Here is a 26,352-nt window from a genome sequence, read left to right on the forward strand (position 1 = left end):
TTACTTAACCTCCTTGATGGATCTGAACCGGAGCTCATTCAGGGGTTTGTCCAGCTTATTCGCCACGATGGCCATGATCATCGCCGCGTCGCGCGGATCGGTGTCATACAGCTTCACATCGCCGGCGCTGCCGGGAGCCAGCTTCTTGGGAGCGGCGGGAGCCGCGGCCGCGGGAGCGGCTTTTTCTTCGGCAGGGGCTGCCTTCTTCGCGGTAAAGATCTTGCCGACGATCACGATAACCGTCATCAGCAGGGTCAGTCCGATGAAGACCACAGCATAACCGAGGATGGCATCAAGAAGATTGTTGCCAATGCCAAGTGTCAAACGACTTGTCATCTTATGTTTCCTCCTTACGCCTCTTCGATGGTGTACTGGACTTTCTTTTCACGGTTTTCCTTGCGGAACTTGAGGTAATCCTCAGCCTGCTTCGGGAAGCAGATCCAGCTCATCAGGTCCTCTTCGCTCTCGGCCAGGTCGCCCAGGGCCTTCTTCGCGTTCTCGAAGTCCTCACCGGTGCGCTTGCTGTCCTCGATCCGGCAGTCGATGGGCTGTCCGCCCTCACCCAGGATCTTGGCCTGCAGCTCTTCGTTCACGGGAGCGGGAGCAATGCCGTATTCACCCTTGAAGTAGTTCTTCACTTCATTGGAGATGTTCTTGTAGCGCTCGCCCACCAGCACGTTGGTCACGGCCTGGTTGCCGACCATCTGGCTCAGGGGGGTTACCAGCGGAGGATAGCCCAGGTCCTTGCGGACAGCCGGGATCTCCAGCAGCGCTTCGTCGAACTTGTCCATGGCGTTCATATCCTTGAGGTTCGCGATCATGTTGCTCAGCATGCCGCCGGGTACCTTGTACACCAGCGCCTGGCTGTCGGTCGCCATGCTCTTGGGATTGATGGTGCCGTTGTCAACATACTTCTGCTTCACGGGCTTGAAGAAGTCATTCACCTTGTTGATGACCTTCTCGTCCAGTCCGGTTTCGATACCGTACTGCTGGCACGCGTAGAACATGGTCTCGGTAGCGGCCTGGCTGGTACCGTTGGAGAAGCAGCTGGTAGCGGTGTCGATCACGTCAACGCCGCTCTCGATGGCCTTGGTCAGGGTCATGTAGGCCATACCGGTCGTGCAGTGGGTGTGCAGGATAACCGGCACATCGCCGACGGCATCCTTGATGCCCTTGATCAGGTGTTCAGCTTCGAAGGGGCTCATCGTGCCGGCCATGTCCTTCAGGCACAGGGTGTCAAAGCCCATCTTCACCAGGTCCTTGCACATCTCGACATACTTTTCAACGGTGTGCACGGGGCTCTGGGTGTAGCTGATGCAGCCGGAAGCTACGGTCCGGGGCGTGGCGTACTTCTTCACGGCGTCCAGGGCAGTGCCCAGGTTGCGGAAGTCGTTCAGGGCGTCGAAGATACGGATCACATCGATACCGTTCTTGATGCTCAGCTCAACGAACTTCTCCACCACGTCATCATGGTAGTGTTTGTAGCCCAGCAGGTTCTGGCCGCGCAGCAGCATCTGCAGGCGGGTGTTGGGCATGTTCTTGCGGATGTTGCGCAGCCGCTCGAAGGGATCTTCGTTCAGATACCGCAGGCAGCTGTCGAACGTGGCGCCGCCCCAGCACTCAACGGAGTAGTATCCGGCCTTGTCCATGGTGGGCAGGATCTCTTCGAAGTCGGCATAGGGCAGCCGGGTGGCCATCAGGGACTGGTTTGCGTCCCGCAGGACGGTTTCGGTGAATTGTACTTTCTTCATGAACCATACGCTCCGATCCGATTAAGATTAGTAAGACCTTTATGCAGTATTTCGGAACGGCGGTCCCCCGCCGTTCCGAAAAAACCTACAATTCACATTTGGCGTCAGCCAAATATTTCACATTGAACGGCTCAGCCGCTCACGCTGGAACTCGGGGACGGTTCTGACGTTCCTCGAACGTGGAACTAAGAACCGTCCCCCTGTTCCATGCGAATGATACAGGATTACAGCTGCGGGCCGGCAGCCACCAGCGCCTTGCCGGCTTCGTTGCTCTCGTACTTGGCGAAGTTCGTGATGAACCGTTTTGCCAGGTCCTTGGCCTTCTTTTCCCACTCGGAAGCATCCGCGTAGGTGTCGCGAGGATCCAGGATTCCGGTGTCCACACCGTTCAGTTTGGTGGGCACTTCGAAGTTGAAGTACGGGATCTTCTTGGTGGGCGCGTTCAGGATATCGCCGTTCAGGATCGCGTCGATGATGCCGCGGGTATCCTTGATGGAGATACGCTTGCCAGTGCCGTTCCAGCCGGTGTTGACCAGGTAGGCCTTGGCGCCGCTCTTTTCCATCTTCTTAACCAGTTCCTCAGCATACTTGGTGGGATGCAGTTCGAGGAAGGCCTGGCCGAAGCAGGCGGAGAAGGTGGGGGTGGGCTCGGTGATGCCGCGCTCGGTACCGGCCAGCTTGGCGGTGAAGCCGCTCAGGAAGTAATACTTGGTCTGTTCGGGGGTCAGGATGCTCACGGGCGGCAGCACGCCGAAGGCGTCAGCGCTCAGGAAGATAACGTTCTTGGCATCGGGGCCGGCGGACACGGGGTTCACGTTCTTAACGATCTTCTCGATGTGCTCGATCGGATAGCTCACGCGGGTGTTCTCGGTCACGCTCTTGTCGGCGAAGTCGATCTTGCCGTTTTCATCAACCGTAACGTTCTCCAGCAGGGCGTCGCGGCGGATGGCGTTGTAGATGTCGGGCTCGCTGTCCTTGTCCAGGTTGATAACCTTGGCGTAGCAGCCGCCTTCGAAGTTGAACACGCCGTTGTCGTCCCAGCCGTGTTCGTCATCGCCGATCAGCAGACGCTTGGGGTCGGTGGACAGGGTGGTCTTGCCGGTGCCGCTCAGGCCGAAGAAGATGGCAGTGTTCTTGCCTTCCATATCGGTATTGGCGGAGCAGTGCATCGCGGCAATGCCCTTCAGGGGCAGGTAGTAGTTCATCATGGAGAACATACCCTTCTTCATCTCGCCGCCGTACCAGGTGTTCAGGATAACCTGCTCACGGCTGGTGATGTTGAAGGCAACAGCGGTCTCGCTGTTCAGGCCCATTTCCTTGTAGTTGTCAACCTTGGCCTTGGAAGCGGCGTAGACAACGAAGTCCGGCTCAAAGTTGGCCAGTTCTTCTTCGGTGGGCTGGATGAACATGTTCTTGACGAAGTGAGCCTGCCAGGCCACTTCCATGATGAAGCGGATAGCCATGCGGGTGTCCTTGTTGGCGCCGCAGAAGGCATCCATGACGAACAGGCGCTTGCCGCTCAGCTGTTTCTGGGCGAGCTTCTTCAGGATTTCCCAGTTTTCCTGGCTCAGGGGATGGTTGTCGTTCTTGTAGCCCTCAGTGGTCCACCAGACGGTGTCCTTGCTGTTCTCGTCCATGACGATGTACTTGTCCTTGGGGCTCCGTCCGGTATAGATACCGGTCATGACGTTCATCGCGTCCAGCTCGGTCAGCTGACCCTTGTCATAGCCAGTCAGTTCCGGCTTGTTTTCTTCTTCGAAGAGAGCTTCGTAAGAAGGGTTATGAATGATCTCCGTTGCACCGGTGATCCCGTATTTGGTAAGATCCACAGCTGCCATAGGGCACCTCCTGAAAAATACATTTCTGGGCCACATTTTATTCACATCCCAATGTAACCCAATTTCTCTTATTCAACTTTTTTCCCCTATTTCCTGCCATGTAACAAAATTTTTATAATTTGACCAAAAAAGCAATATTTCCCTTATTTTTCAACATGTTCATTCCGGTCAATTTTTCGTCATTTTTTCCAAAATTTCTTGTTTTGACCCCATTTTTATCGATTTATCGATACAATACAAATACAATATTTTTCTTTGAAAAATGAAGGAGTCTGTCATCATTCGACGACAGACTCAAATCTTCGGAATAAACCTCCTACTTCTTACCTCATACCTCCTACCTGGTATGCGTGTCATTCTGAACGCAGTGAAGAATCTCCTACGGATTCAGACTAATATCATAAACATGGGAATTCTATTGCACCGCCCCATTGTCATCTCGACCTAAGTGGAGAGATCTCCCACGGATTCAGATTATTTCTATAAACATGGGATTTCTATCGTTATGCACCAGGTTGTCATTCCGACCGGAACAAAGTGGAGTGGAGGAATCCCTTACTACGCCGAAGGCGCATTTATTCAAAAACACAGCATCTATTAATGCTGTGTTCTCCACCATTTTTAAGTTTTAAGTTTTCATTTTTCAGTTTTCAGTAAAAGAGTCAGCCATCGGCTGACTCTTTCTCTTTTACTTACTACTCAGTTCATCCTGCACATACCCTGTCAATATATCCACAATCCGTGCATTTTTCCCTCCATTCGCCACGATCACATCAGCGTCCTGGATATAGTTCCGGATATACCTGTCAAACATCGGCTTCACGCTGTTCAGGTACTGTTCCCGAACGCCTTCCACATCCCTGCCGCGTTCCACGATGTCCCGTTCCATTCTCCGCAGCAGACAGATATCAGGCTCCACCTGCATATATAGCTTCAGGAACATCAGGTCCGTCAGCCGCTTGTCATGGAAGCAGTGGATACCTTCCAGGATCAGCACGTCTTTGGGCAGGATGATCTCATCCGGCTTGTCATCACGCCTGTGCTCGGAGAAGTTGTATGCTTTCCGGGTGATCCCGCCGCCCCGCATCAGCTGCTGTATATCCTCCAGCAGCAGGTCATGGTCGAAGATCCCGGGCTCGTCATAGTTCAGCTTTACCCGCTGCTCAAACGTCAGGTGTGAGTGATCCCGGTAATACGCGTCCTGCTGCAGCACCTGGCAGCGCTCATCTCCCAGCCTTTCCCGCAGCGCGTCTGCCAGTGTGCTCTTCCCGCTTCCGCTCGCCCCGCATATCCCGATAAATAACATACTCTTCGACCTCCTGTATATCTCACGTTCGCTTTCTCACGTTCGCTTTAGCGAACGTCCCGTTGCGAAGCAACAGTAACTCTCATATTCGACGGCAGTCGAATAATTCATATCCGACAAAGTCGGATAATTCATATTGAACCGCGTGCGGTTCAATAATTCATAAATTCACGCAGTGAATTTAATTCATTAGGTTACAGATGAAAAATATATTGTATATTTTTCATCTGTAACTTCATACAACGGTATGAGTCTGAAGTTTGGTTTTTGCTTCCTCGTCATATACGTGCTCTGCGTCCACACAAACGCTCCATACGTATGGCTCAGCTCCGGCAGCAGGATTTCATCCGGCTTGCTCAGGTCACCGGTGATCCCGCAGTCCCTGTCAGTGATCCCCGCCAGCACGATCGGTCCTTCCACGGCGCACACCATTTCTTCCGCGCCTTCCAGCTGCTCAAACCGTACCTTGCTCGGGAAGAACACATCCACGGTGTCCTCTTTTCCCCATTCTCGGCGGATATTGATATATCCTTCCTGGATATCCGCTTCGGCTTCAGCCCCGTTCACGGATATGCTCGGTTCTCCGGCGATCCATCCGGGCACCCGCAGCCGCAGTGTCCACTTGCCTTTCGTTTCAGCCTTCACCGTAAACCGCAGGCTCCACCGGGATACCCTTCCGCCGCCGTGTTCGTCAAACAGCACCTGGTTGTTGTAATCCTTCATGTGGACCCGCTGGCTCACACAGACCTTTCCGCTGTCCAGGGAGATCTCCGCTTCGCTGGGAATGTACTGCCCTGCGGTGATGTCCTTCCCGTCCGTGTACCATACCAGTTCCGGATACATGGTCTGGGCCTGCACCATCGTGCCGAAGCAGCACCAGAAATCCCGTGTCCGGCTTCCCCACTTCTTTTTGCTTCCCGGAAGCATCGGCAGGAAATAGGTCGGCATGCCGGTTTCCTTGTTCTGCTGTGCCAGGAAGCCGTTATAGATCGCCCGCTCAATATAGTCGGCGTATTCCTTTTTCCCTGTCCGGCGGAACAGGTATTCCGCCGCCCGTACCATGTTATATACGGTGCAGAATTCCTGGTCTTCGTTCCCCATATACCTTCCGTGACTGTGGGGCGGGATCCAGAATTCTCCGGCGTTGCTTCCGGTCGTGGCAAACATGCCCCGCTCCGTCACCGCGGTCTTCCAGAAGGCTTCCAGCCGCTTTTCCCACTTCCGGCCCCCGATGACTTCCGCCATCCGCGCCGCGCCGTGCGCCAGCGGGATGGAAGCGTTCGCGTGATCATCGCTCAGCGCGTCCCCGCCTTTGTCCAGCCGTTCAAACAGTGCGTTGTTTTCGTAAGCTTTCACCAGGAACTTATACTTTTTATCCTTTGTCAGGGCATACAGGTCTGCCCATACTTCCAGCATGCCGGCCTGCTCGCCGCTGTAGATAGCCGCCGGATCTTCTTCCTGCATTTCCTTTACCCAGCGCACATACCAGTCCGCCAGCCTGTTCAGGATGCCGATCGCGGTTTCATTGCCCATCCGGTCATATACGTCCTTCAGGCCCATGATCGTCTTGTGCATTGTGTACTGGGGGCTCCAGATATACCTTCCGGGCTTCATCATGGCGAAGTACTTCTCCGGAATGCTTCCGACCCATTCCCCGCCGTTCATCTCCTGGCACCGCGCCAGTTCATTCACGATATATTCCACCCGTGCCTTCAGTTCCGGCTTATCCCCGCCCGCGCACAGCGCCGCGGCAGCGCTCAGCCAGTGGCCCAGGAAGTGTCCCCGCAGCTGGCAGCTCGGTGCTTCCCAGCCCCAGTGCATCTTCGCCTTATCCGGATCGTTGATCACCTGGCCGCCCGGCGGGATGATCCCCGCCTCAATATAAAAGTTCTGAAGCAGGCATCCCGGGTCCAGCTCCATCAGGTAGTCTTCATTGATTTTCATCCGCCGCGCGAATATTCCCGGCAGGATTTTTGTGTCCTTCCCCTTAACAGCCTGCAGCATAATTGTTTTCCTCTCATGTTTTCTGATGGCATTATATCACAACATTTGTCCGCAGGTCATTATACTTTTTTTCGTCTCCGTTATAATCTGATTCGCACGTAATCGAGAGATGTCCCGCCCGCAGTCGAATGTGACAACAGGGACTGACGTAATGTCATGCGTAGTGTGACATTAGGTCTGTCCCTTTGTCACATTACATATTTGCTTCCGCATAAAATGTCATCCTGAGCAAGGCGAAGCTCTGAGGACTGCCAGTGGCAGAAATATCATCAGAGCTGAGGTCAACCGAAACGAACGAGCAGCCCAGTGAGCTGTCGTGACGATTGAGGTTGCGTTAACACGAAGAGAGCGCAGTCGAGGGACCTGGCGAAGCACAGTAATTCTCACATTCGCGGTAGCGAATATTTCACGTTGACGAAGTCAACATTTCACATTCCGCGAAGCGGAATATTTCACATTGATCGGCTATGCCGATCAATATTTCATTGAGACCTTGGGAACAAGGCGGCTTGTCCGAAGCCAAAGCAGAAACCTTTTCTTGCTTTTTTCCTATTTCTATGTACAATACATCCCGTTAATAGAATAAATGTAAGTATGAAATGAAAGAAAGGTTTCTGCTATGGCTGCTAACGATCGCTCCACGCTCCTGGGCACAATGCCCATGACCCGCCTTGTTCCCAAGGTCTCCATCCCTATCATGTTCTCCATGCTGATCCAGGCTCTGTACAACATCGTGGACAGCATCTTCGTTTCCCGCTTTGACCCCAACGGCCTCACCGCCGTTTCCCTGGCCATGCCCTTCCAGATGCTCATGATCGCGCTTTCCACCGGTATGGGCACTGGTATCAACAGCCTGCTTTCCCGCCGCCTGGGTGAGCGCAATGTGGAAGGTGCCAAGCGCGGTGCCTGGAACGGTCTTCTGATCGAGGTCCTGGGTTCCTGCCTGTTCATCATCTTCGGTCTCTTCCTGGCTGGTAAGACCATGGGCCTTGTTGTTTCCGACAACCTGGCGAACAAAGAAAGCATCCTTTCCATGGGCACCAGTTACCTGTCCATCGTGACCACCTTCAGCATCGGCCTCTTCACCGCCATCTTCTTTGAGCGCATGCTCCAGGCCACCGGCAACTCTATCCTTTCCATGGTCTCCCAGATGAGCGGTGCCATTACCAACATCATCCTGGACCCGATTATGATCTTCGGCCTCCTCGGCTTCCCGAAGATGGGTGTTTCCGGCGCTGCCATCGCCACAGTCGTCGGCCAGTTTGTTTCCGCCGGCATCGGTTTCACCCTGAACCAGCGGAAGAATCCTGAACTGAAGCTCGTTCGGAAGTACCTGAAGATCAACCGTCACGATCTTTCCGGCATTGTCTCCGTCGGTCTTCCCAGCACCATCATGGCCTCCATCGGTTCCGTCATGAATATCGGCATGAACGCCATCCTTTCCGGCTTTGCCCAGAGCAACGCCGCCCTGAACGTCATGTCCGTTTATTTCAAGCTCCAGTCCTTCATCTTCATGCCGGTCTTCGGTCTCTCCAACGGCATCATCGCCATCCTGGCCTACAACTACGGTGCGAAGATCAAGGAACGGGTTTACAGCTGTATCAAGGTTGCCCTCTGCTGGGCCTGCGTCATCATGCTCATCGGTACATTTGTCTTCATGGTCTTCCCCGGCCAGCTCATGTCCATCTTTGAGTCCGAGGCTGAGGCGGAGATCACCGCCCAGATGACGGATATCGGTATCGTCGCCATGCGGATCATCTCCTCCAGCTTCCTGCTGGCTGCTGTGGGCATCATCCTGTCTACCGTCTTCCAGGCTGTGGGCCGCGGCTCCTACAGCATGTTCATCAGCATCCTGCGCCAGCTGGCTGTGCTCCTGCCTGTCGCCTGGCTCATCGCCCGCCTCACCGGCGACGTCAAAGCCGTCTGGTGGTGCTTCCCCATCGCCGAACTCGTTGCTCTTGTCCTCTGTCTCTTCTTCTACCGCAAGTGTAACAACAAAATGCTCGCCAAACTGTAAAACAGTTTAGCGTTCAGCTCACCAAGGAAAATGGAACCCCGGGACGGTTCCTCTGTTCCATCTTTAAAAGTGGAACTAGGAACCGTCCCGGGGTTCCATAATTCATATTGAACGGTTCACCGTTCAATAATTCATATTGCGAAGCAATAATTCATATTCGGCAAAGCCGAATAATTCATTAAAACGGAACCCCCTCCCGGGGTTCCGTTTTTCATTACATCCTGCTATACTAACCGCAAGCACATGAAATCAAAAGGACATCTTCCTTCAGAAGATGTCATCTCCGCCATTATGCATTATGCATTATGAATTATGCATTTCGGACACTATGCGAAACTTAGTATCCGACAAGGAGGCTCTGTATGTCCCCCCTTCATCGCATCACAGTCTTTGGTGCCGGCTACGTTGGTCTCTCCCTTGCGGCTCTCCTTTCTTCATGCCATCAGGTCACCCTCGTGGATATCCAGCCGGATAAGGTGGAGAAGATCAATCGGCGGATCAGCCCTCTTCATGATAATTATATTACGAAGTACTTCGCGGAAAAGGACCTGAACCTCACCGCCACCCTGGATGGCAAAGCCGCATGTGAAAACGCTGAATATGTCGTCATCGCCGTACCAACCAACTATGATCCGCAGAAGAACTACTTCGATACTTCCGCCGTGGAGAACGTCATTGAAACCGTTCTCTCTGTCAATCCGGATGCGGTGATGGTCATCAGATCCACGGTTCCTGTCGGTTACACAGCCTCCATCCGGGAAAGATATCATACGGATAATATCCTTTTCTCCCCGGAATTCCTGCGGGAATCCAAAGCTTTGTATGACAACCTGTATCCCAGCCGGATCATTGTCGGCTGCGATGAAGCATCAAAGGAAAAGGCACTGGCCTTCGCCGGCATGCTGAAGAACTGCTCCCTGAAGCCGGATACAGAAACCCTCCTCATGGGTTTCACTGAAGCTGAGGCCGTCAAGCTCTTTGCCAATACCTACCTGGCCCTGCGCATTTCCTATTTCAATGAACTGGACACTTATGCCGTTTCCAAGGGCCTGAACTCCCGGGATATCATCCGTGGAGTCTGCCTGGATCCCCGCATCGGTGATTTCTATAACAATCCTTCTTTCGGCTACGGCGGTTACTGCCTGCCGAAAGACACCCGCCAGCTCCTGGCCAACTTCGAGGATGTCCCCCAGAACATGATGTCCGCCATCGTGGAAAGCAACCGCACCCGTAAAGACTTCATTGCTGACCGCATTCTGGAGATGGCCGGTGCCTATCATGATAACGAATCCTGGAGTGAGGATAAGGAAAAGAAGGTCGTCATCGGCGTATACCGTCTTACCATGAAAACCAGCTCCGATAACTTCCGTCAGTCTTCCGTCCAGGGAATCATGAAGCGCATCAAAGCCAAGGGTGCAACGGTTATCATCTATGAGCCTGCCCTGGAAGACGGAACCACCTTCTTCGGCAGCCTTGTTGTCAACGACATGGCTTCCTTCAAACATCAATCCGCTGTCATCATCGCCAACCGTTATGATCCCGCCCTTGACGATGTAAAGGCCAAAGTCTATACCCGCGACCTCTTCGGACGGGATTGATAACAAACCATATTCAAAGTTGGTTTTTTTCTCTGCGTTATATATTTATCATTGCTTTATATAATAGAATATTTATCTTCATGCAAAATATAGTTTTCTTTTTCATTATTTGTAAATATTTATATGGATAATTTGTACAATATGTGATATATGTAGAAAAAACTATGTAAGGAGCATATACGTATGAATCAAGAATCGGAAATCAAAAAGCTTAGTTGCTATGCTGTTCTGCGTACTGGTCTTTCTGGTGAAAATTATCTTATTTCACATATGCGTTTAGTATTGCTTCTTATTTATAAAAAGAGATATCAAATTATAGAGCCCAAAATACTAATGAATGATTTTTTTGACGAATACCATTACAAAATTGATTATTTTCCTATGCTGAAAATACTCAGTATTGCCACAGAAAAAGGATATCTTGTAAAAGAGCACAACCGAAAAAAATATGTTTCCACTGAAAGTATCGCTGAATTTAAAAACGTTGAAGATGATATAAGACAAAGCGAAAAAAACCATCAAAGACTAATGCAATCATTTATAACATTCTGTCAAAAAAGACATGTTTCATACACATTAGATAAAGCAGAAGAAATTGTCATTTCATACATAAACACACAAAAACTTGAACACATATCAGGTCATATACCTAACACAATTGATGATAAGCGTATTGATTATTTGTTTGGACAATTTGTTTATGACTTAAAAGCCAATAATACAATGCTCTTCGATTATCTTAATAGTATGGTTATTGGTGCAGTATTGGCCGATTGTCTTGTGTTTCATGAAATATTAGAAAATGGAAAACAACTAGATGGATTAACTGTTATCTTGGACACTACACCTGTATTTATAGCATTGGGGTTCGATATCGCAAATAGAAAAGAATACTACGAGAACCTATTATCATCTTTAAAAAATAAGGGTGTTAGATTGACTATGTTCGAGCACTCTTATAATGAAATGCAGTTTATTCTAAGTGGATCCAAAGAATGGGTAGAAAGTTTTAATTATGACCCTACGAAAGCATCAGCAGCAACTGAATATTTTAGAAGTATTGGTGCTAATAAAGAAGATGTAGAGGAGATAAGCAATTCTCTTCGACAAAGCATACAAGAACTAGGTATAGAAATAATAGATCCTTCTTATGACCCCGAAAATCATCCATATCAAATATCTGAAGATATATTAACAAAGATGATCATTGAACAGTATCAAAAAACAAGCAAAAGTTTTGATTTGGATCTACAAATTAGATCTATTGATCTTGATGTAAAATCCATTGCAATGTCGTACTTTTTAAGAAAAAAACAAAAGCCCATGCATATACAAGATGCTAATTATTTATTCATAACAGCAAATAAAACCCTAGCCAAAGTTGCTACTGACTACCATAACACCTATGAGGATTCAAATAATTCCTTACCTCCCACTATAACAGATGTATTTCTTGGAACATATTTATGGCTAGGGGATCCTGTAAAAATATCCCAAATGAATGAGCAACAAATAATGACCCAGGCATATTTAGCATTTCAACCAAGTGATGAACTACTGGAAAAGCTTGTTAATTCTGTTAATAAGCTAGAAGAAAAAGGTGATATTTCAAGTGAATTATGCTATATGCTACGTAGTAGTAGACTTGTCAGTGAAAAGCTGGCTCAAAAAACGCTTGGTAATCCAGATGCTTTTACAGATTCTACCACTATGGAAATTCTTAAGGAAATACAAGATGAAGCCGCAGAAAAAGCAAGAAATGAAATGACAAAAGAAATGGAAAAGCAAAAAGAAGAGCATATTAGAGAAAAAGCAAATATTGAAAGCACTCATATTTCACATGAAGCTTATTTAGCTGAAACAATTCATATGCTGTCAAGCAACTTACTCGAGTTAAAGGAAGATAAACTAAAAACTATGCAAGCAAAAAAAGAAAAAGGTGCAAAAGCAAGAAAACACTGGCAAATATTTATTGTGTCTATATGTATCCTATTCATATTATTGTCATTGTTATCTATAGTGTCATATTTTATTTTAAAAGAAAAAGACTGGTATTCTCCGCTTGTAACTTTATTACTTACTCTGCTTCCTGCAATTGGATACCTTTTGTCGATTATATATAGTTTATGTCATAAAAATACATCATTAAACTTACGTAAAAGTATTGATATCTTTCTTAACAAAAGGGAATCTAGTAAACTAAGCAAATTAGAATATTCATTCGATGAAGAGAAAAAACTAGAGATAGAAATAAATGACATGAAAGCTATGAAAACGAAAGATTTCTCTTGCAATGCCTCCCTGAAGAACTAAAAAATTAATTAATCCAAAATGATAAGACTAACGTAATAAAACTATTTGCACTTTTATAGTACTACATTGATGGATCTTGTGTTATTTGATATTTCACAAAAAGGACATCGATTTTCATCGATGTCCTTTTTATTTCACTTACTCCAAACTAAGTTTAGATCATGAATCTTGGAACAATTACTTGTCGTAATTCACAACCAGGCTGAAGTCAGGAGCCTTCAGGCTTGCGCCGCCGATCAGGCCGCCGTCGATTTCGGGCTGGGCCATGAGTCCCTTAACGTTCTTGGGATTCATGCTGCCGCCGTACTGGATGCGGACCTTGTTCGCGGTGCCCTTGCCATACTTGCGGGCCACGGCGGCACGGATGACGCCGATGGTCTCATTCGCCTGCTCATCGGTGGCGGTCAGGCCGGTACCGATAGCCCACACGGGCTCGTAAGCGATGATGACCTTGGCAACCTGTTCCTTGGTCAGGCCGTTCAGGCCGATCAGGGTCTGGTATTCAACCAGCGCGTCGGTGTAGCCGGCTTCGCGCTCTTCCTTGTTTTCGCCAACGCACATAATGACCTTCAGGCCGGCTTCGACAGCGGCCAGCACGCGCTGGTTCACGGTCTTGTCGGTTTCACCGAAGTACTGACGGCGTTCGCTGTGGCCGATGATGACGTATTCCACGCCGCAGGCCTTCAGCATATCAGCGCTCAGCTCGCCGGTGTAGGCACCGCTCTTCGCCCAGTGCACATTCTCAGCACCCAGCTTGATCTTGCTGCCCTTGGCAGCTTCCTTCACGGCCGCGAAGTTCACGGCGGGAACGCACACGACTACGTCGCAGTTGGCATCCTTCACCAGGGGCTTCAGTTCGGTCACCAGGGCCTTCGCCTCTTCGGGCGTCTTGTTCATTTTCCAGTTACCGGCAATGATCGGTTTACGCATTGTAATCTTCTCCTTATTGTTAAATACTCTTACACAGGAAAACGAGATTTCTCCACTCCGCTGCCGCTCCGGTCGAAATGACATCTGAAAGCTTTTTTCCAAACTGCCACGTTGTCATCCCGACCGTAGTGGAGGGATCTCCGTGCGGAGCACAGTAACTATCACATGCCCGGAGGGCATATTTCACATTTGCCGAAGGCAAATATTTCACATCCGACGAAGTCGGATATTTCACATTCCGCGGAGTGGAATATTTCACTGAAGTAATTCGGAATCTCCGATTCTGAATTACTTCTCGTCCAGGCACGCAACGCCGGGCAGGGTCTTGCCTTCCAGGAACTCCAGGGAAGCGCCGCCGCCGGTGGAGATGTGGGTCATCTTGGCGCCCAGGCCCATCTGTTCAACAGCAGCCGCGCTGTCGCCGCCGCCGATGATGGTCACAGCGTCGCTGTCCGCCATCGCCTGAGCCACAGCCAGGGTGCCCTGAGCCAGGGTGGGATTCTCGAACACGCCCATCGGTCCGTTCCAGACCACGGTCTTGGCGGTCTTCACGGCATCGGCGAACAGTTCGCGGGTCTTGGGTCCGATATCCAGGCCTTCGACGTCAGCGGGAATCTTGTCGGAATCAACAACAGTCACATCCACAGGTCCGTCGATCGGATCCGGGAAGCCGGCAGCGCACACGGTGTCGATGGGCAGAAGCAGCTTCACGCCCTTTTCGGCAGCCTTGGCCATCATGTCCTTGCAGTAGTCGATCTTGCTCTCGTCCAGCAGACTCTTACCGACTTCGTATCCCTTCGCCTTCAGGAAGGTGAAAGCCATACCGCCGCCGATGATCAGGGTGTCAACCTTTTCCAGCAGGTTGTTGATCACGTTCAGTTTGTCTTCGATCTTAGCGCCGCCCAGCACAGCCACGAAGGGACGGTCAGCGTTCTCCAGGGCCTTGCCCATGATGGACAGTTCCTTGCCGATCAGGTAGCCGGCCACGTTGGGGCTGGTGTAAGCGGTCACACCGGCGGTGGAGCAGTGAGCGCGGTGGCAGGAGCCGAACGCGTCATCCACATAAGCGTCAGCCAGGGACGCCAGATCCTTGCTGAAAGCTTCGCCGTTCTTGGTTTCTTCAGCGCGGAAGCGGGTGTTCTGCAGCAGCACAACATCGCCGTCCTTCATAGCGGCAACAGCGGCCTTGGCGTTCTCGCCGACCACGTTGTCATCGTTGGCGAAAACAACGTTCTGGCCCAGCAGTTCGCTCAGGCGGACAGCAACAGGAGCCAGGGAGAACTTTTCTTCCGGACCGTTCTTCGGCTTGCCCAGGTGGGAGCACAGGATAACCTTGCCGCCGTCAGCGATCAGCTTTTTGATCGTGGGCAGGGCAGCCACAATGCGCTTGTCGTTCGTGATCTTGCCGTCCTTCATGGGGACGTTGAAGTCGCAGCGAACCAGAACCCGCTTGCCTTTTACCTGAATGTCGTCAACTGTTTTCTTTGCCATTGTCTATTCTCTCCTTTTTTATGATTTCCGTTTGTATTGTAACCCTTATGGGGTGAACAATCAATTATATACTCCGATTCCTTAACCGATTCTTATGCGGCCGAAGGCTCTTCCCTGCCGCAGCGGATCATTTTTAAGTTTTAAGTTTTCAGTCTTCAGTTTTCAGTAGCACCCCCGCCGCAGCGGAATTATCATATTCGCATTAGCGAATAATTCATATCGGCCAAAGGCCGATAATTCATATTGAACAGCTTGCTGTTCAATAATTCATATTTCAAAACAACTGGGTTGTTTTGAAATAATTCATTCCGATCAAGGCCTTTATTCCGTAAGAATGCGTAGCATTCTTTCCGCTGCTCCTTGATCGGTCACCAGCAGGTAGTGCCTCGTGTGCCTCAGGATCGCGATAATCGCTTCCGCCTTGCTGGCTCCTGCCGCCGCAGCGACCATCTCACAGGTCGGTTTCAGCCTGGCCAGGTCAACGCCCACGTTCGTGCTTTCCATCAGGCACCGGCCGTCCAGGTCGTAGTAGGCTCCGAAGCTTTCGCCCTTTGCCCCCTCGGAGATCAGCTTGCTGACTGTCGTGTGGGGCAGCCTGCGCTGCTTCATCATCTCGCTGGCCGTTCCGATCCCGTGCAGGATCACGTCAGCCCGCTCCAGCAGTTCCATGGCTTCGCTGACTTCCGGCAGCTTCATCATTTCCTGCAAGGCTGCGGCATCCATCGTATCCGGCAGGTGGATCAGCCTGTAATGGCCGCCCAGCTTTCCGGCGATCTCTTCCGCCAGCGTGTTGGCCTGGATCTCAACCGACCGGCCAAGTCCGCCCCGTGCGGGAACCACCATCACATTCAGCGGTGTGGGGCTCTGCAGGCTCCGGGCCACTGCCGCGATCGTCCGTCCGCCGGTGACCGCCAGCGTGTTGCCGCTCATCAGGATGCTCCGCAGCTTGCTCGCGCACAGCCGTCCGACATCCGCCAGCACCTGCTCATCCTCATCCGCGTTTCCGGGAGCGATCAGCACCCTGTCCGCGGGGAGCAGTTCGCACAGCCGCTTCTCGGTTTCCGTCAGGCCGCTCATGGCCTTGGAGAATGCCCGGGAGGTTTCCAGCACTTCGTCCGCCTTGCCGCTCAGCGACATTCCGGACGCGTCCAGGTCAATGTATCCCAGGTCTTTCAGGATCGCCGCTGTATTGCGGATCTCCCGCTCCGGCAGGTTCAGCTTTGCGGCCAGCTGCCGCCGCCCTACCGGCTGCAGGGCCGCGATCCTTTCCAGGATCAGCGCCCGCCTTGTGATCTCGTCAATCAGGTCGGGCGCCAGTTTTCTCATCAGGGTAATAAAACCCGGATCCATCTGCCCGCCTCCTTCTGATTAACCGGGACGTTTTTTGCCCGCAAGGGTGATTTGTGTCCCAACGGTTATTTTATCATATTGATTTCCTCTTTACAAGAATAATCGATAAAAAATGTCATCCTGAGCAGAGCCGTAGGCGGCGTCGAAGGATCTCCTCCGCAGTCTAACTCATTCAAGTATCGTTCGCGGAACCCCGGGACGGTTCTGCCGGTGCACGAAGCTGCTGACCGGCAGAACCGTCCCGGGGTTCCAACGATCCAATCAATCCACTCTTTTTGTCATCTCGACCGAAGTGGAGAGATCTGATCCGGCCGCAGCCGAATGTGGCAACAGGGACTGACGTAATGTCATGCGTAGTGTGACATTAGGTCTGTCCCTTTGTCACATTACATATTTGCCAACGGCAAATATCACGTTGCGAAGCAACACCATATATCATATTCGCTGGTAAGCGAATAATTCATATTGAACGACTTGTCGTTCAATAATTCATTGTCAATTTTCATCATAAGGATGTAAATTGACACTCTCTTCTGCTTGCGATAAAATTAATGCGTATAAATATGTAGATTCCCCTTTTCTTTAGCCCTGCTTATTTCATGGGAAAGGAGCTCCTTATGACTCTGAACCATCTTAAATCATCAACTCTTCTCCGCCTCCTTCTGGTGCTGGCGCTGGTGCTCTCCCTGGCCTGTTCCGCTTCCGCGGAATCCTATGAGGCCGATACCATGCGCCTCCTTCGCCATGAAGGTACGGTGGAGATCTTTGACGTCCAGGGCAATCCCCGTTTCCTGCTGGACAACGTCCGCTTCGCCAGCGGCGAAGCCATGCGGACCGGTGCGGACGGCCTGGCTTCTGTCGGCCTGGATGACAGCAAGATCGTCACCCTGGATCATGATACCCGGGTGGAATTCGTCCAGGAGGCGGAGCATATTCTCCTGAACCTGACCGAGGGCTCCATTTTCCTGGATGTATCCAAAAAGCTGGACATGAATGAGGCCCTGGATATCCAAACCACCACCATGACAGTCGGTATCCGCGGTACCATCGTCTTCGCCAGCAGCAGGCAGGATCCCGGTACCGGCACCGAAGCGGTCACCCTCGGTGTTCTGGAGGGCACAGCTGAGGTCAACTATGTGGATCAGGCCGGTTCCAACCGTGTTCTTCCCGTCCCCGCCGGCAGCAAGGTAACCCTTAGCGAAGTTCTCCAGCATAGTATTGAAGGCAGACAGGAGACTTCTGAGGCCGTTAAAGAAGGCGAGGTCATTATCAAACAGAGAGTAATAAAAGAAGACGGTACAGTTTCCGTCTCCCCCTTAACCTCTGAAGATATCGATGGTTTTGTGAAAGAGCAGATCGTCGCGCAGGACGATATGCAGCGTATCATCGATGGTTTTGAAAACGGTGCGGATCTTCTCGACGGTCTCATCGTTGAGACCGTCGGTGAAGAGGATAAGGAGGAGTATCCCTTCCCTGCTGACGGAGACTGGACCGTCACCAGCGGCATCACCATCGCTGCCCAGTCCGCCAGTAAGCTGTATGACGGCACTCCCCTGACCCGTCCCTCGGACGCCCTGGTCTACGGCCTGCCCGCCGAGTTCAATATTTCTGTCGGCTGCACCGGCTCCATCACCGATGCCGGCAGCACCTCCAACGTGGTTTCTTCCTACGGCATCTCCAACTCTCGCGGGGAGAACGTCACCAGCCACTTCCCGAATATCCAGACCATTGCTGGCAGCCTGGTCGTTGATCCGGCGCCCGTCACCGTATGGACCGGCAGTGCCGAAAAGGAATATGACGGCAAACCCCTCACCTGTGAGGATGCCGGCATCAGGACCATCTCCGGATATACTTCCGATATGCCCTCCTGGCAGAACACCTCCCTGGTAACCGAAACCGCCCTGGGCAGCGAGCAGATGATCGCTGTCAGCGGCTGCATGCTGATTCACGGCACCAACCCCATCACCGGTGAAACCAAGGAGCTCACCCTGCATGCCGGCCAGCGCCTTTCCGTCGCCCTGGATAACAACGGATCCGGCGACAGCCTTGATTTCCAGATCGATAACCTGTCCGAGGATGACCTCCCCGTGGAAATCCTGCGGATCTATGCCCAGAACCCGGATCTTCTGGCCCAGGCCTGTACGGATACCGGCTGGGATCCGGAAAAGATCGAAAAGCGCATTGCCGAACTTCCCGCATCGGAAGAATCCAGCGTCATCGTCAACGGCCTGCAGGTTCCCGGTTCCGCCAAAGACGGCCTCATGAACGACTCGGCCAACGTCCGGATCACCGTTGATACCCGGATCACCAATTACAGCACCCGTGCCCTGACCAGCAAGGAAGCAGACTTCAGGCCCATCGTTGTCGATCCGTCCATCAAGGTCACCGCCACCGGCTCCCAGACCGAAGTCGGTGAGAGCAAGAACACCTATGAGATCGACTGGGGCACCGCGGATAAGAATAACTATACCCTCTCCGAGGACCTGGGTACCCTGAAGGTCACGGAAAAGGAAGCTAACTTCGGCCGGGTGACCATCTCCGCTCCTACCCTGGAGAAGGTCTATGACGGCCAGCCCCTGCAAGCGGACGAAGCGTCCGCGGACGGCCTGCCCCTCGGCTACACCTTCGAGGCGTCTGTCTCCGGTTCCCAGACCAAAGTCGGCGAAAGCGAATCAAAGATTACTTCCTATAAAATCCTTGACCCCACCGGCAGGGACGTCACCAATTCCTTCCCGGTCACTACGAAGAACGGCAAGCTGACCGTCAAGGCTTTGAACGTCTCTATCAGCTGCGGCGGGACTTCCGCGTCCTATGACGGAAGCACCTATCTCCCAGCCCCCGTGCTCACCTACCGGAACGGCGCGCACGCGGGCGAGACTGTCACCGCCGTCCGTGAAGCATCCGCTTCCGGTCAGATCAGGGAAGGCGCTTCCGCGTCTGCGTCCATGTCCGAATCCGGAAGTATGACTTACCGCTTCACCCTCTTCACCGGGGACAGCATTGAGGTTCTGATCTCCGGCATGGGCACCGACGCCGGTTCCTATACTCTGACCGGAACCATCACCATGGCGTCGGCCAATATCTCCAATATGGACTTCACCTTTGCCAACACCACCCTGACCATTGAGCCCGCTGAGCTGATCATCACCACCGAATCCGCGGAGAAGGTCTATGACGGCACTCCCCTCACCTGTGACAAGTACACCATTGAGGGGCTGCAGGGTGATGACACCGTCACCGTCAAGATGACTGGCACCCAGACCGAGATCGGTGAAAGCAGGAACAAGTGCGTCATCGTCTGGGATAACGCCAATGTCAACAACTACACCGTAAGCGAAAACCTGGGCACCCTCACCGTGAAGGCCCCGGCGGAAACACCGACGCCGACCCCCACTCCCACTCCTACTCCGACGCCTACCCCCACGCCGACTCCCACTCCGGCACCCACCCTCGTCTTCAACCTGGGTGGCGGCTCCTACGAATATAACAGTGATTTCGATATCCGTCCTTCCCTTAACGCGAACGGCACTGTCCTGGATCCCACGAGTATGACTATGGATGACGGTTCCTATACCGCCACCTTCACCCTGCCGGACGGTGCCACCGCCACACTGTCCGTTTCCACGGGCGGCTTCACCTATGACAGCGGCGTCGGCACCTACATCCTGACCGGTTCCGCCTCTGTTTCCGGCGGATCCACCGCCTACGCGGAACCCACATACACCAATACTTCGATCACCATCACCCCGATGATCCTCAACGTGTATTCGCCTGATATAACCAAGGTCTATGACGGCGAAAATTACGATGGGTGCACGGATGACCTGAGCGATTATCCGGAACTGCTCCAGGCCTGGACCCTGGGCTCCGGTGACAATGTTGATGCGGGCACCTACGACAACGAGATCGACTATTATATGTTTGTCAATGAGGATGAGCAGAACAACTACCTCGTCCAGTGCCATCCCGGCACCGTCACCATCAACAAGCGTCCTGCCGTCATCATCAGTGACACTCAGGAACAGGTCTACAACGGCACTGCCCTTGAAAACGGAGATTATTATCAGGACGGCTTTGTCGAAGGTGAAAATGTAGTAGTCAATGTCACCGGTTCCCAGACTGACGTCGGCACCAGTGATAACACCTTCACCTATACCGCCTGGGAAGGCACCAACCTCGACAACTACGATATCACCGCCACCTTCGGTACCCTCACCGTTACCAAACGTCCCGTCACCTTTACCAGCGGCAGCGCCGAAAAATACTACGATGGTGAGCCTCTCACAAATGATGCAGTTACCGTATCCGGTTCCGGATTCGCCCCGGGTGAAGGAGCTGCTTTTACTGTCACCGGTTCCCAGACTGATGTCGGTTCCAGTGATAACATCTTCACTTATACGATGAACTCAGGCACAAATAAGGATAACTATGAGATCACCGAGGAATATGGTACCCTCTCTGTGAAGCAAATTGAAATCATAGCTTATGTGAGTGCCAGAATCGTAGCCAATAGCGACGAGAAAAAGTATGACGGCAGCCCGCTGACAAACTCCGGCTACACATGTTATGAGTTCCCGGATGGATATACAGTTACCGCCACGGTAGAGGGCAGTCAGACCAATGTCGGTGAAAGTGAAAATACGATTACTTCTTATCAGATTCTTGATGAAAACGGCCAGCCTGTTGACAGGCTCCCTAATCAAAACGTCAATGTTATTGCAGGCAAGCTGAAAGTCACACCCGCCACAGTAGTTATTGACTGCGTTTATGACGCTACCGTTGAGCAAGGCCATTGGTATGACACATATCCGTTTGTTTACGTAAATGGTTCTCTGACGACAGAAGTAGACGGTAGTTTTTACAAGTTTAAGCTTTACAATGGTGATATCATCACTGTTGATCTCACAGATATTCCTCCCTATGACGCTCCGCCGAATACATACACCATTGGCCACACTGCCACAATCGACTCCGCAAATCCTGGCAACTATTCCGTCTCCTTCACCAACTATACCTTCACCATCGTCGAACCAGGCACCCTTACGAATAATGATGATGGTTAACCCCAGTCCTATAAGTATCGGACCACACGTAAGCATCTTTCGCGGATAATGGGGCGAAGAATCGACGACCTCCAGTGGAGGAAATCTCATCGATTCTGAGGTCAACCGAAACAAGTGATCTCTATAGTATGGAGTCACGTCGATTGAGGTTTCGGATCGGTTCCAAGCCGTTCTGTACGGTCCTGCATACGAAGTATATGGACCGGCAGAACCGGCCCGGCGTTCCAACGACCCAATCAAACCGCTTTTCAGTGTCATCTCGACTAAGCGAAGCGCACGGAGAGATCTAACCCGCCCGCAGGCGCATGAATTCAAAAAAACAGCACATTCCTGTGCTGTTTTCTCCACCATTTTTAAGTTTTCAGTTTTCAGTATTCATTTTCAGTTCTCCCCGCCCGTGGCGGGCTCTCCCCAATCAACATTGAAAAGAGGCGTCATCTATGAAACATTCCCTTTTCCGTTTCTTCCTGATCCCTCTTCTCATCTCTATCCTTACCCTTTCCATCATCTACGCCGGTGCCCTCCATTACCTGGACCGTCAGGCCCAGGATGCCCTTTATCAGGGCCAGGGCCACGCTTCCAATGACATTATCATCATCGGCATCGACAACCAGACTCTTGCCGAGCTGGGCACCTACGGTCCCGGCTACCGCACCTATATCGCCTATGCCCTGGAAAAAATTGCCTCAGATCCGGATCACCTTCCCGCTGTCGTTGCGGTAGATATCCTTTATGAAGGCCAGACCGATCCCGCTGCGGATGAGCAGCTGGCCCGGGCAGCCGAAAAGCTCGGCACCGTGGTCACCGCCTGTATGGCGGAGTACGGCTCTGAGATCACCTGGGAAAACGGCCATGCTGTTTCCCTGGATGCTTCCGCGGTCATCAGCTTTGTCGATCCGTATGAATCCCTCAAATCTGTCACAACCCAGGGCCATATCAACGCCATGGCGGATAAGGTGGATGGTGTTCTACGCCATGCCATGCTCTATGTGACCAAACCCGGCGGTGAAAAAGTCTATTCCATGGCCGCCCAGACCGCGAAGATCTATATGGAGCGAATCGGAAAGGACTTCACCCTTCCGGACGTGGATGCTGCCGGTCACTATTATGTCCCCTTTGCCGGTCAGCCCGGTGCTTTCGATGACGGCTATTCCCTGCTGAACCTCCTGATGGGCCAGATCACTTCAGATGTCTGGGCCAATAAAGTGGTTCTCATCGGTCCCTATGCTCCGGCCATGCAGGATGCCTATATCACTTCCGCCAACCGTGGTGTTCCCATGAACGGTGTGGAGTACCAGGCCAATGTCATCCAGTCCCTCCTGCAGAAAAACCTGAAGACCGAGGCTCCTGACCTGATACAGTTTATCGCCATGGCCCTGTTCTGTGTGGGCGTCACTTTCCTCTTCTTCCGGCTGAACACCCGCATCAGCGGTATCATCTGTATCTCCATCATTGTGATGTCCCTCATCGGTTCCTGGGGCTTCTGGCTGGGCGGCTGGGTCGTCCATGTCCTCTGGCTGCCTGTAGCCATCGTCATGCTCTACCTGGCTTCTGTTATTGCCCATTATGTCCGTACCTCCATGGAGCGTCATGCCCTGGAGCTGGAAAAGGAGCGCGTCACCACAGAGCTTTCCCTGGCCACCAGGATCCAGTCCAGTTTCTTGCCCAAGGTCTTCCCGCCTTTCCCGGACCGGCATGAGTTTGATCTCTATGCTTCCATGACTCCCGCCCGGGAGGTCGGCGGTGACCTGTATGACTTCTTCCTCATTGATGAGGATCATCTGTGCATGGTTATCGGCGACGTATCCGGCAAAGGCGTTCCCGCGTCCCTTTTCATGATGCTGTCTTCCGCCCTGATCCACCATGTGGCCATGCATGAGCTTTCTCCCGCGAAGATCCTCACCTCCGTCAACGAGGAGATCTGCTCCCGTAATCCGGAAGAGATGTTTGTCACCGTCTGGCTGGGCGTCCTGGAGATTTCCACCGGTATCCTGACCGCTGCCAGTGCCGGCCATGAGTTCCCCGCCATGAAAAAGCCGGACGGCTCCTTTGAGCTCATCCGGGATAAACATGGTTTCGTCCTCGGCGGCATGGAGGGCGTCCGCTACCGGGATTACACCCTCCAGCTGGAACCCGGCTCCCGCTTCTTCGTCTACACAGACGGTGTCCCTGAAGCCACCGACGCCAATAAAAACATGTACGGCACCGAAAGGATGCTCGAAGCCCTTCGTCAGAAACAGGACAGCACCCCGCAGGAAATCCTCTCCGCCGTCAGCCAGTCTGTCAAGGACTTCGTCGGCCCCACCGAGCAGTTCGACGACCTCACCATGCTGTGTTTGGAATATAACGGCCCTCAGCAGTCCTGATCCCCTGACTCGAATACATAGTGTACTAAAAGCGGGAATACAATGCATTTCCCGCTTTTGTCATCCCGACCGTGGAGGGATCTCCTCCGTAGTCTCATTCATTCAAGCATCTATCGGAGCCTCTGACGCAGGAATGTGACTGCGGGACAGACGTATTGTCATGCGTAGTGTGACATTAGGTCTGTCCCTCTGTCACATTCGAGCGCTATAACGTATCTCCTCGCCTTAATGTCTTCATATTTGCCTTTGGCAAATATCCCGTGCGAAGCACAGTATATATCACATGGCCAGTAGGCCATATTTCACATCGGCTATAGGCCGATATTTCACATTTGCCGAAGGCAAATATTTCACATTAAACAAAAAGCGCCATCATCCGATGGAGCTTTTCTGTTTAATATTTCACTTACCAGATTATAGGATAGTCATTTCCTTCTTCAAAAGGGCCAAGGCCTTCTGATGCCGTATCTTCACCGCCCCGTAGCTCAGCCTCATCATCATCGCGATCTCCGTGAGCGGTTTCCCGTCATAGTACGCCAGCACGATGATGTCCTGCAGCTCTTCCGGCAGCTTGTTCAGTGCCGCAGCCAGCTCGCTCAGCGTTTCCTGGCTCAGCAGCTCATCGTCAATCTCGCCTTCCGCCGCGATGTTCTCGTCCGGCTCATCCATCACCTTGTTCCGGCGGAAATAGTCGATCACTGTATTCCGCGTAATGGTGAAGATCCAGGTACTCATTGACGCCTTCTTCTCATCATAGGCATCAATCTTCTTATAGGCCTTCTCAAACACATCAGCACACAGGTCTTCCGCGTCTGCCCGGCGCTGCACCCGGGCTGCGATGTACCCCATTACCTTGCCGCTGTATGTTTCATATATCTTCTCCCAGTCAGGAGTTGTCATCGTCTTTGTCAAGCAGACTCTTACGCTTCATCGCTGTCTCCGGCATCCCCGCCGCTGCCACAAGATCAGCTTCATCATCGCTCAGCATCCGTGCGCTGCCGCTGTACCGGGCATGCACCCTGTCGATAACTTTCTGAAGATCTTCATTCTGCTCGTATTTCTGGAAATCAAACAGTGCTCTCAGTTTTTTCTCCAATTGTTGTGCTGCGCCTCCTTTCCATCTTCATTCGCACCGGGAGCCCCGGAACTTTGTCCCGTAACCTCCCGTCACAGTTTTATACGTGCGCTTTTGAAAGATGGCAGCTGCTCCATAGAATAAGTACTTTGTAAATGATACTTTTCCTGCGGGCCTGGCTTTCCGCCAGTGGAACATCTTTCAAATTGTATTTTATCCTAAATATCTTTCCATTTCAACTGTCATCAATTTCAATATAACGTTACCCATAATAATCTCAATATTTCAAGCATCGTTCGCGGAATAACGGGACGGTTTTGCCGGTGCACGAAGCTGCTGACCGGCAGAACCGTCCCGGCGTTCCAACGACCCACTCAATCAACTTCCCGTGTCATCTCGACCGACCGAAGGGAGCGGAGAGATCTGATCAATTCGAAAAAACAGCACCCCGTGCTGTTTACTCCACCATTTCCTTAAAAAATGTCATCCTGAGCAAGACGAACGAAGTGAGCGTAGTCGAAGGATCTAGTCTTCAGTTTTAAGTAGTTTTCGTCCTCAGGCGAAAACCCTGAACGCCCTTCCTTCTACTACCATTGCTGTCAGCCTTCCCCCTTTTCCGCAACCAGTATCTATACATATAACCCCATGCTCAGGAAGGGCTGTTTCCTCCCCATACACGAGTTCCTTTCCTTCTCCGCCCTGACCGTCAAAATACATCGGCTTTTCGATTCCAACGTGACCCACAATGGTCAATATTCCCTTATACTCATTTTCAAAGATAACCCCGTGATCATGGATCAGCGTCTGCCGGTCATTCGCCTCGATCGGTTCCACCTTCACCCCGGCATGCACGCACTGGTATCCTTCTCCCTTCCAGTAAAGCCTGCAGTGTGCCTGGATCCACGGAATGGCATCTTCCATCTTCCCGCCATGATCTTTGAAGCTTTTCACGGTGGTTCCGCGGCCCACCTTGTCCCAGATCATCTTCTGCCTTAGCGTCAGCTTCTCCGCCAGCAGGAAATCCTCATGGTTCCCCAGCAGCAGCACAAACCGTTCCCCGAATTCCTGATCCAGTTTTTGTACGATCTGAAACACTTCATAAGACTCCGGACCCCTGTCAAACAGATCCCCAAGCATAATCAGCCGGTCCTTTTCAGGATCGGCTTTTACTTTATCAAACAATGCGCTCAATTCCTTTGCGCATCCATGTACATCCCCAATAATAATCGTTCTCATTTAATCAAGTTTCC

General features: G+C 51.9%; 16 protein-coding genes. 5 read left to right on the forward strand and 11 right to left on the reverse strand.

Annotated elements, in window-relative coordinates; translation table 11 throughout:
- From JYE50_RS05110 to JYE50_RS05130, 5 genes are all read right to left on the reverse strand, one after another.
- The gene (locus JYE50_RS05110; RefSeq protein WP_084094794.1) at positions 1–336 is read right to left on the reverse strand and encodes an OadG family transporter subunit; all 336 of its coding nucleotides are present in this window, start codon (positions 334–336) and stop codon (positions 1–3) included.
- Between the two features lie 14 nt (positions 337–350).
- A complete protein-coding gene (locus JYE50_RS05115; protein ID WP_084094795.1) occupies positions 351–1,751 on the reverse strand; it encodes a pyruvate carboxylase subunit B in 1,401 nt (466 codons plus the stop codon).
- A gap of 224 nt (positions 1,752–1,975) precedes the next feature.
- Positions 1,976–3,589 carry a phosphoenolpyruvate carboxykinase (ATP) gene (pckA, locus tag JYE50_RS05120; RefSeq protein WP_084094796.1) on the reverse strand — a complete coding sequence of 538 codons (1,614 nt, stop codon included), beginning with the start codon at positions 3,587–3,589 and terminating at the stop codon, positions 1,976–1,978.
- Between the two features lie 688 nt (positions 3,590–4,277).
- Positions 4,278–4,895 (reverse strand): uridine kinase, encoded by a 618-nt coding sequence (udk, locus tag JYE50_RS05125; RefSeq protein WP_084094797.1) that lies wholly within the window; start codon positions 4,893–4,895, stop codon positions 4,278–4,280.
- Between the two features lie 189 nt (positions 4,896–5,084).
- The gene (locus tag JYE50_RS05130; RefSeq protein WP_084094798.1) at positions 5,085–6,899 is read right to left on the reverse strand and encodes a beta-L-arabinofuranosidase domain-containing protein; all 1,815 of its coding nucleotides are present in this window, start codon (positions 6,897–6,899) and stop codon (positions 5,085–5,087) included.
- Positions 6,900–7,518: 619 nt separating this feature from the next.
- Between JYE50_RS05130 and JYE50_RS05135 the strand changes: the two genes are divergently transcribed.
- The 3 genes from JYE50_RS05135 to JYE50_RS05145 all read left to right on the forward strand — a co-directional run bounded on the left by JYE50_RS05135 (position 7,519) and on the right by JYE50_RS05145 (position 12,827).
- Positions 7,519–8,916: an MATE family efflux transporter gene (locus JYE50_RS05135; RefSeq protein WP_084094799.1), complete on the forward strand. Its 1,398-nt coding sequence runs from the start codon at positions 7,519–7,521 to the stop codon at positions 8,914–8,916.
- Positions 8,917–9,278: 362 nt separating this feature from the next.
- Complete coding sequence (locus tag JYE50_RS05140; RefSeq protein WP_084094800.1) at positions 9,279–10,514, forward strand: nucleotide sugar dehydrogenase; 1,236 nt, start codon at positions 9,279–9,281, stop codon at positions 10,512–10,514.
- A 183-nt stretch (positions 10,515–10,697) separates the two neighbouring features.
- Positions 10,698–12,827: a hypothetical protein gene (locus tag JYE50_RS05145; RefSeq protein ID WP_084094801.1), complete on the forward strand. Its 2,130-nt coding sequence runs from the start codon at positions 10,698–10,700 to the stop codon at positions 12,825–12,827.
- A 177-nt stretch (positions 12,828–13,004) separates the two neighbouring features.
- On the opposite strand, the gene tpiA is transcribed toward JYE50_RS05145, so the two are convergent.
- The 3 genes from tpiA to JYE50_RS05160 form a co-directional block, all read right to left on the reverse strand.
- The gene (gene tpiA / locus JYE50_RS05150) at positions 13,005–13,757 is read right to left on the reverse strand and encodes a triose-phosphate isomerase (protein WP_084094802.1); all 753 of its coding nucleotides are present in this window, start codon (positions 13,755–13,757) and stop codon (positions 13,005–13,007) included.
- A 288-nt stretch (positions 13,758–14,045) separates the two neighbouring features.
- Positions 14,046–15,248: a phosphoglycerate kinase gene (locus JYE50_RS05155; RefSeq protein ID WP_084094803.1), complete on the reverse strand. Its 1,203-nt coding sequence runs from the start codon at positions 15,246–15,248 to the stop codon at positions 14,046–14,048.
- Positions 15,249–15,569: 321 nt separating this feature from the next.
- Entirely contained in the window at positions 15,570–16,598 is a 1,029-nt protein-coding gene (locus tag JYE50_RS05160; protein ID WP_084094804.1) for a sugar-binding transcriptional regulator, read from the reverse strand.
- A 617-nt stretch (positions 16,599–17,215) separates the two neighbouring features.
- Between JYE50_RS05160 and JYE50_RS05165 the strand changes: the two genes are divergently transcribed.
- Positions 17,216–21,661 carry a FecR domain-containing protein gene (locus JYE50_RS05165; protein WP_179138223.1) on the forward strand — a complete coding sequence of 1,482 codons (4,446 nt, stop codon included), beginning with the start codon at positions 17,216–17,218 and terminating at the stop codon, positions 21,659–21,661.
- 440 nt (positions 21,662–22,101) lie between these two features.
- Positions 22,102–24,027: a SpoIIE family protein phosphatase gene (locus JYE50_RS05170; RefSeq protein ID WP_084094806.1), complete on the forward strand. Its 1,926-nt coding sequence runs from the start codon at positions 22,102–22,104 to the stop codon at positions 24,025–24,027.
- 414 nt (positions 24,028–24,441) lie between these two features.
- Here JYE50_RS05170 and JYE50_RS05175 read toward each other — a convergent pair whose 3' ends face one another.
- The 3 genes from JYE50_RS05175 to JYE50_RS05185 form a co-directional block, all read right to left on the reverse strand.
- Entirely contained in the window at positions 24,442–24,939 is a 498-nt protein-coding gene (locus tag JYE50_RS05175; protein ID WP_143763515.1) for an RNA polymerase sigma factor, read from the reverse strand.
- On the reverse strand, positions 24,914–25,123 hold the full coding sequence (locus JYE50_RS05180; protein ID WP_084094808.1) for a hypothetical protein: 210 nt from the start codon (positions 25,121–25,123) through the stop codon (positions 24,914–24,916). The genes JYE50_RS05175 and JYE50_RS05180 overlap by 26 nt, the downstream gene beginning before the upstream one ends.
- A gap of 534 nt (positions 25,124–25,657) precedes the next feature.
- Complete coding sequence (locus tag JYE50_RS05185) at positions 25,658–26,338, reverse strand: metallophosphoesterase family protein (protein WP_084094809.1); 681 nt, start codon at positions 26,336–26,338, stop codon at positions 25,658–25,660.
- Positions 26,339–26,352 lie beyond the last annotated feature (14 nt).

This window comes from Aristaeella lactis (genome assembly GCF_018118585.1).
GTDB classification, from domain to species: Bacteria; Bacillota; Clostridia; order Christensenellales; family Aristaeellaceae; genus Aristaeella; species Aristaeella lactis.

Bases quoted from the DNA above. Each gene is read 5' to 3' on its own strand.
- JYE50_RS05110 (WP_084094794.1), bottom strand. From the start codon at position 336: ATGACAAGTCGTTTGACACTTGGCATTGGCAACAATCTTCTTGATGCC.
- JYE50_RS05115 (WP_084094795.1), bottom strand. From the start codon at position 1,751: ATGAAGAAAGTACAATTCACCGAAACCGTCCTGCGGGACGCAAACCAG.
- pckA (WP_084094796.1), bottom strand. From the start codon at position 3,589: ATGGCAGCTGTGGATCTTACCAAATACGGGATCACCGGTGCAACGGAG.
- udk (WP_084094797.1), bottom strand. From the start codon at position 4,895: ATGTTATTTATCGGGATATGCGGGGCGAGCGGAAGCGGGAAGAGCACA.
- JYE50_RS05130 (WP_084094798.1), bottom strand. From the start codon at position 6,899: ATGCTGCAGGCTGTTAAGGGGAAGGACACAAAAATCCTGCCGGGAATA.
- JYE50_RS05135 (WP_084094799.1), top strand. From the start codon at position 7,519: ATGGCTGCTAACGATCGCTCCACGCTCCTGGGCACAATGCCCATGACC.
- JYE50_RS05140 (WP_084094800.1), top strand. From the start codon at position 9,279: ATGTCCCCCCTTCATCGCATCACAGTCTTTGGTGCCGGCTACGTTGGT.
- JYE50_RS05145 (WP_084094801.1), top strand. From the start codon at position 10,698: ATGAATCAAGAATCGGAAATCAAAAAGCTTAGTTGCTATGCTGTTCTG.
- tpiA (WP_084094802.1), bottom strand. From the start codon at position 13,757: ATGCGTAAACCGATCATTGCCGGTAACTGGAAAATGAACAAGACGCCC.
- JYE50_RS05155 (WP_084094803.1), bottom strand. From the start codon at position 15,248: ATGGCAAAGAAAACAGTTGACGACATTCAGGTAAAAGGCAAGCGGGTT.
- JYE50_RS05160 (WP_084094804.1), bottom strand. From the start codon at position 16,598: ATGGATCCGGGTTTTATTACCCTGATGAGAAAACTGGCGCCCGACCTG.
- JYE50_RS05165 (WP_179138223.1), top strand. From the start codon at position 17,216: ATGACTCTGAACCATCTTAAATCATCAACTCTTCTCCGCCTCCTTCTG.
- JYE50_RS05170 (WP_084094806.1), top strand. From the start codon at position 22,102: ATGAAACATTCCCTTTTCCGTTTCTTCCTGATCCCTCTTCTCATCTCT.
- JYE50_RS05185 (WP_084094809.1), bottom strand. From the start codon at position 26,338: ATGAGAACGATTATTATTGGGGATGTACATGGATGCGCAAAGGAATTG.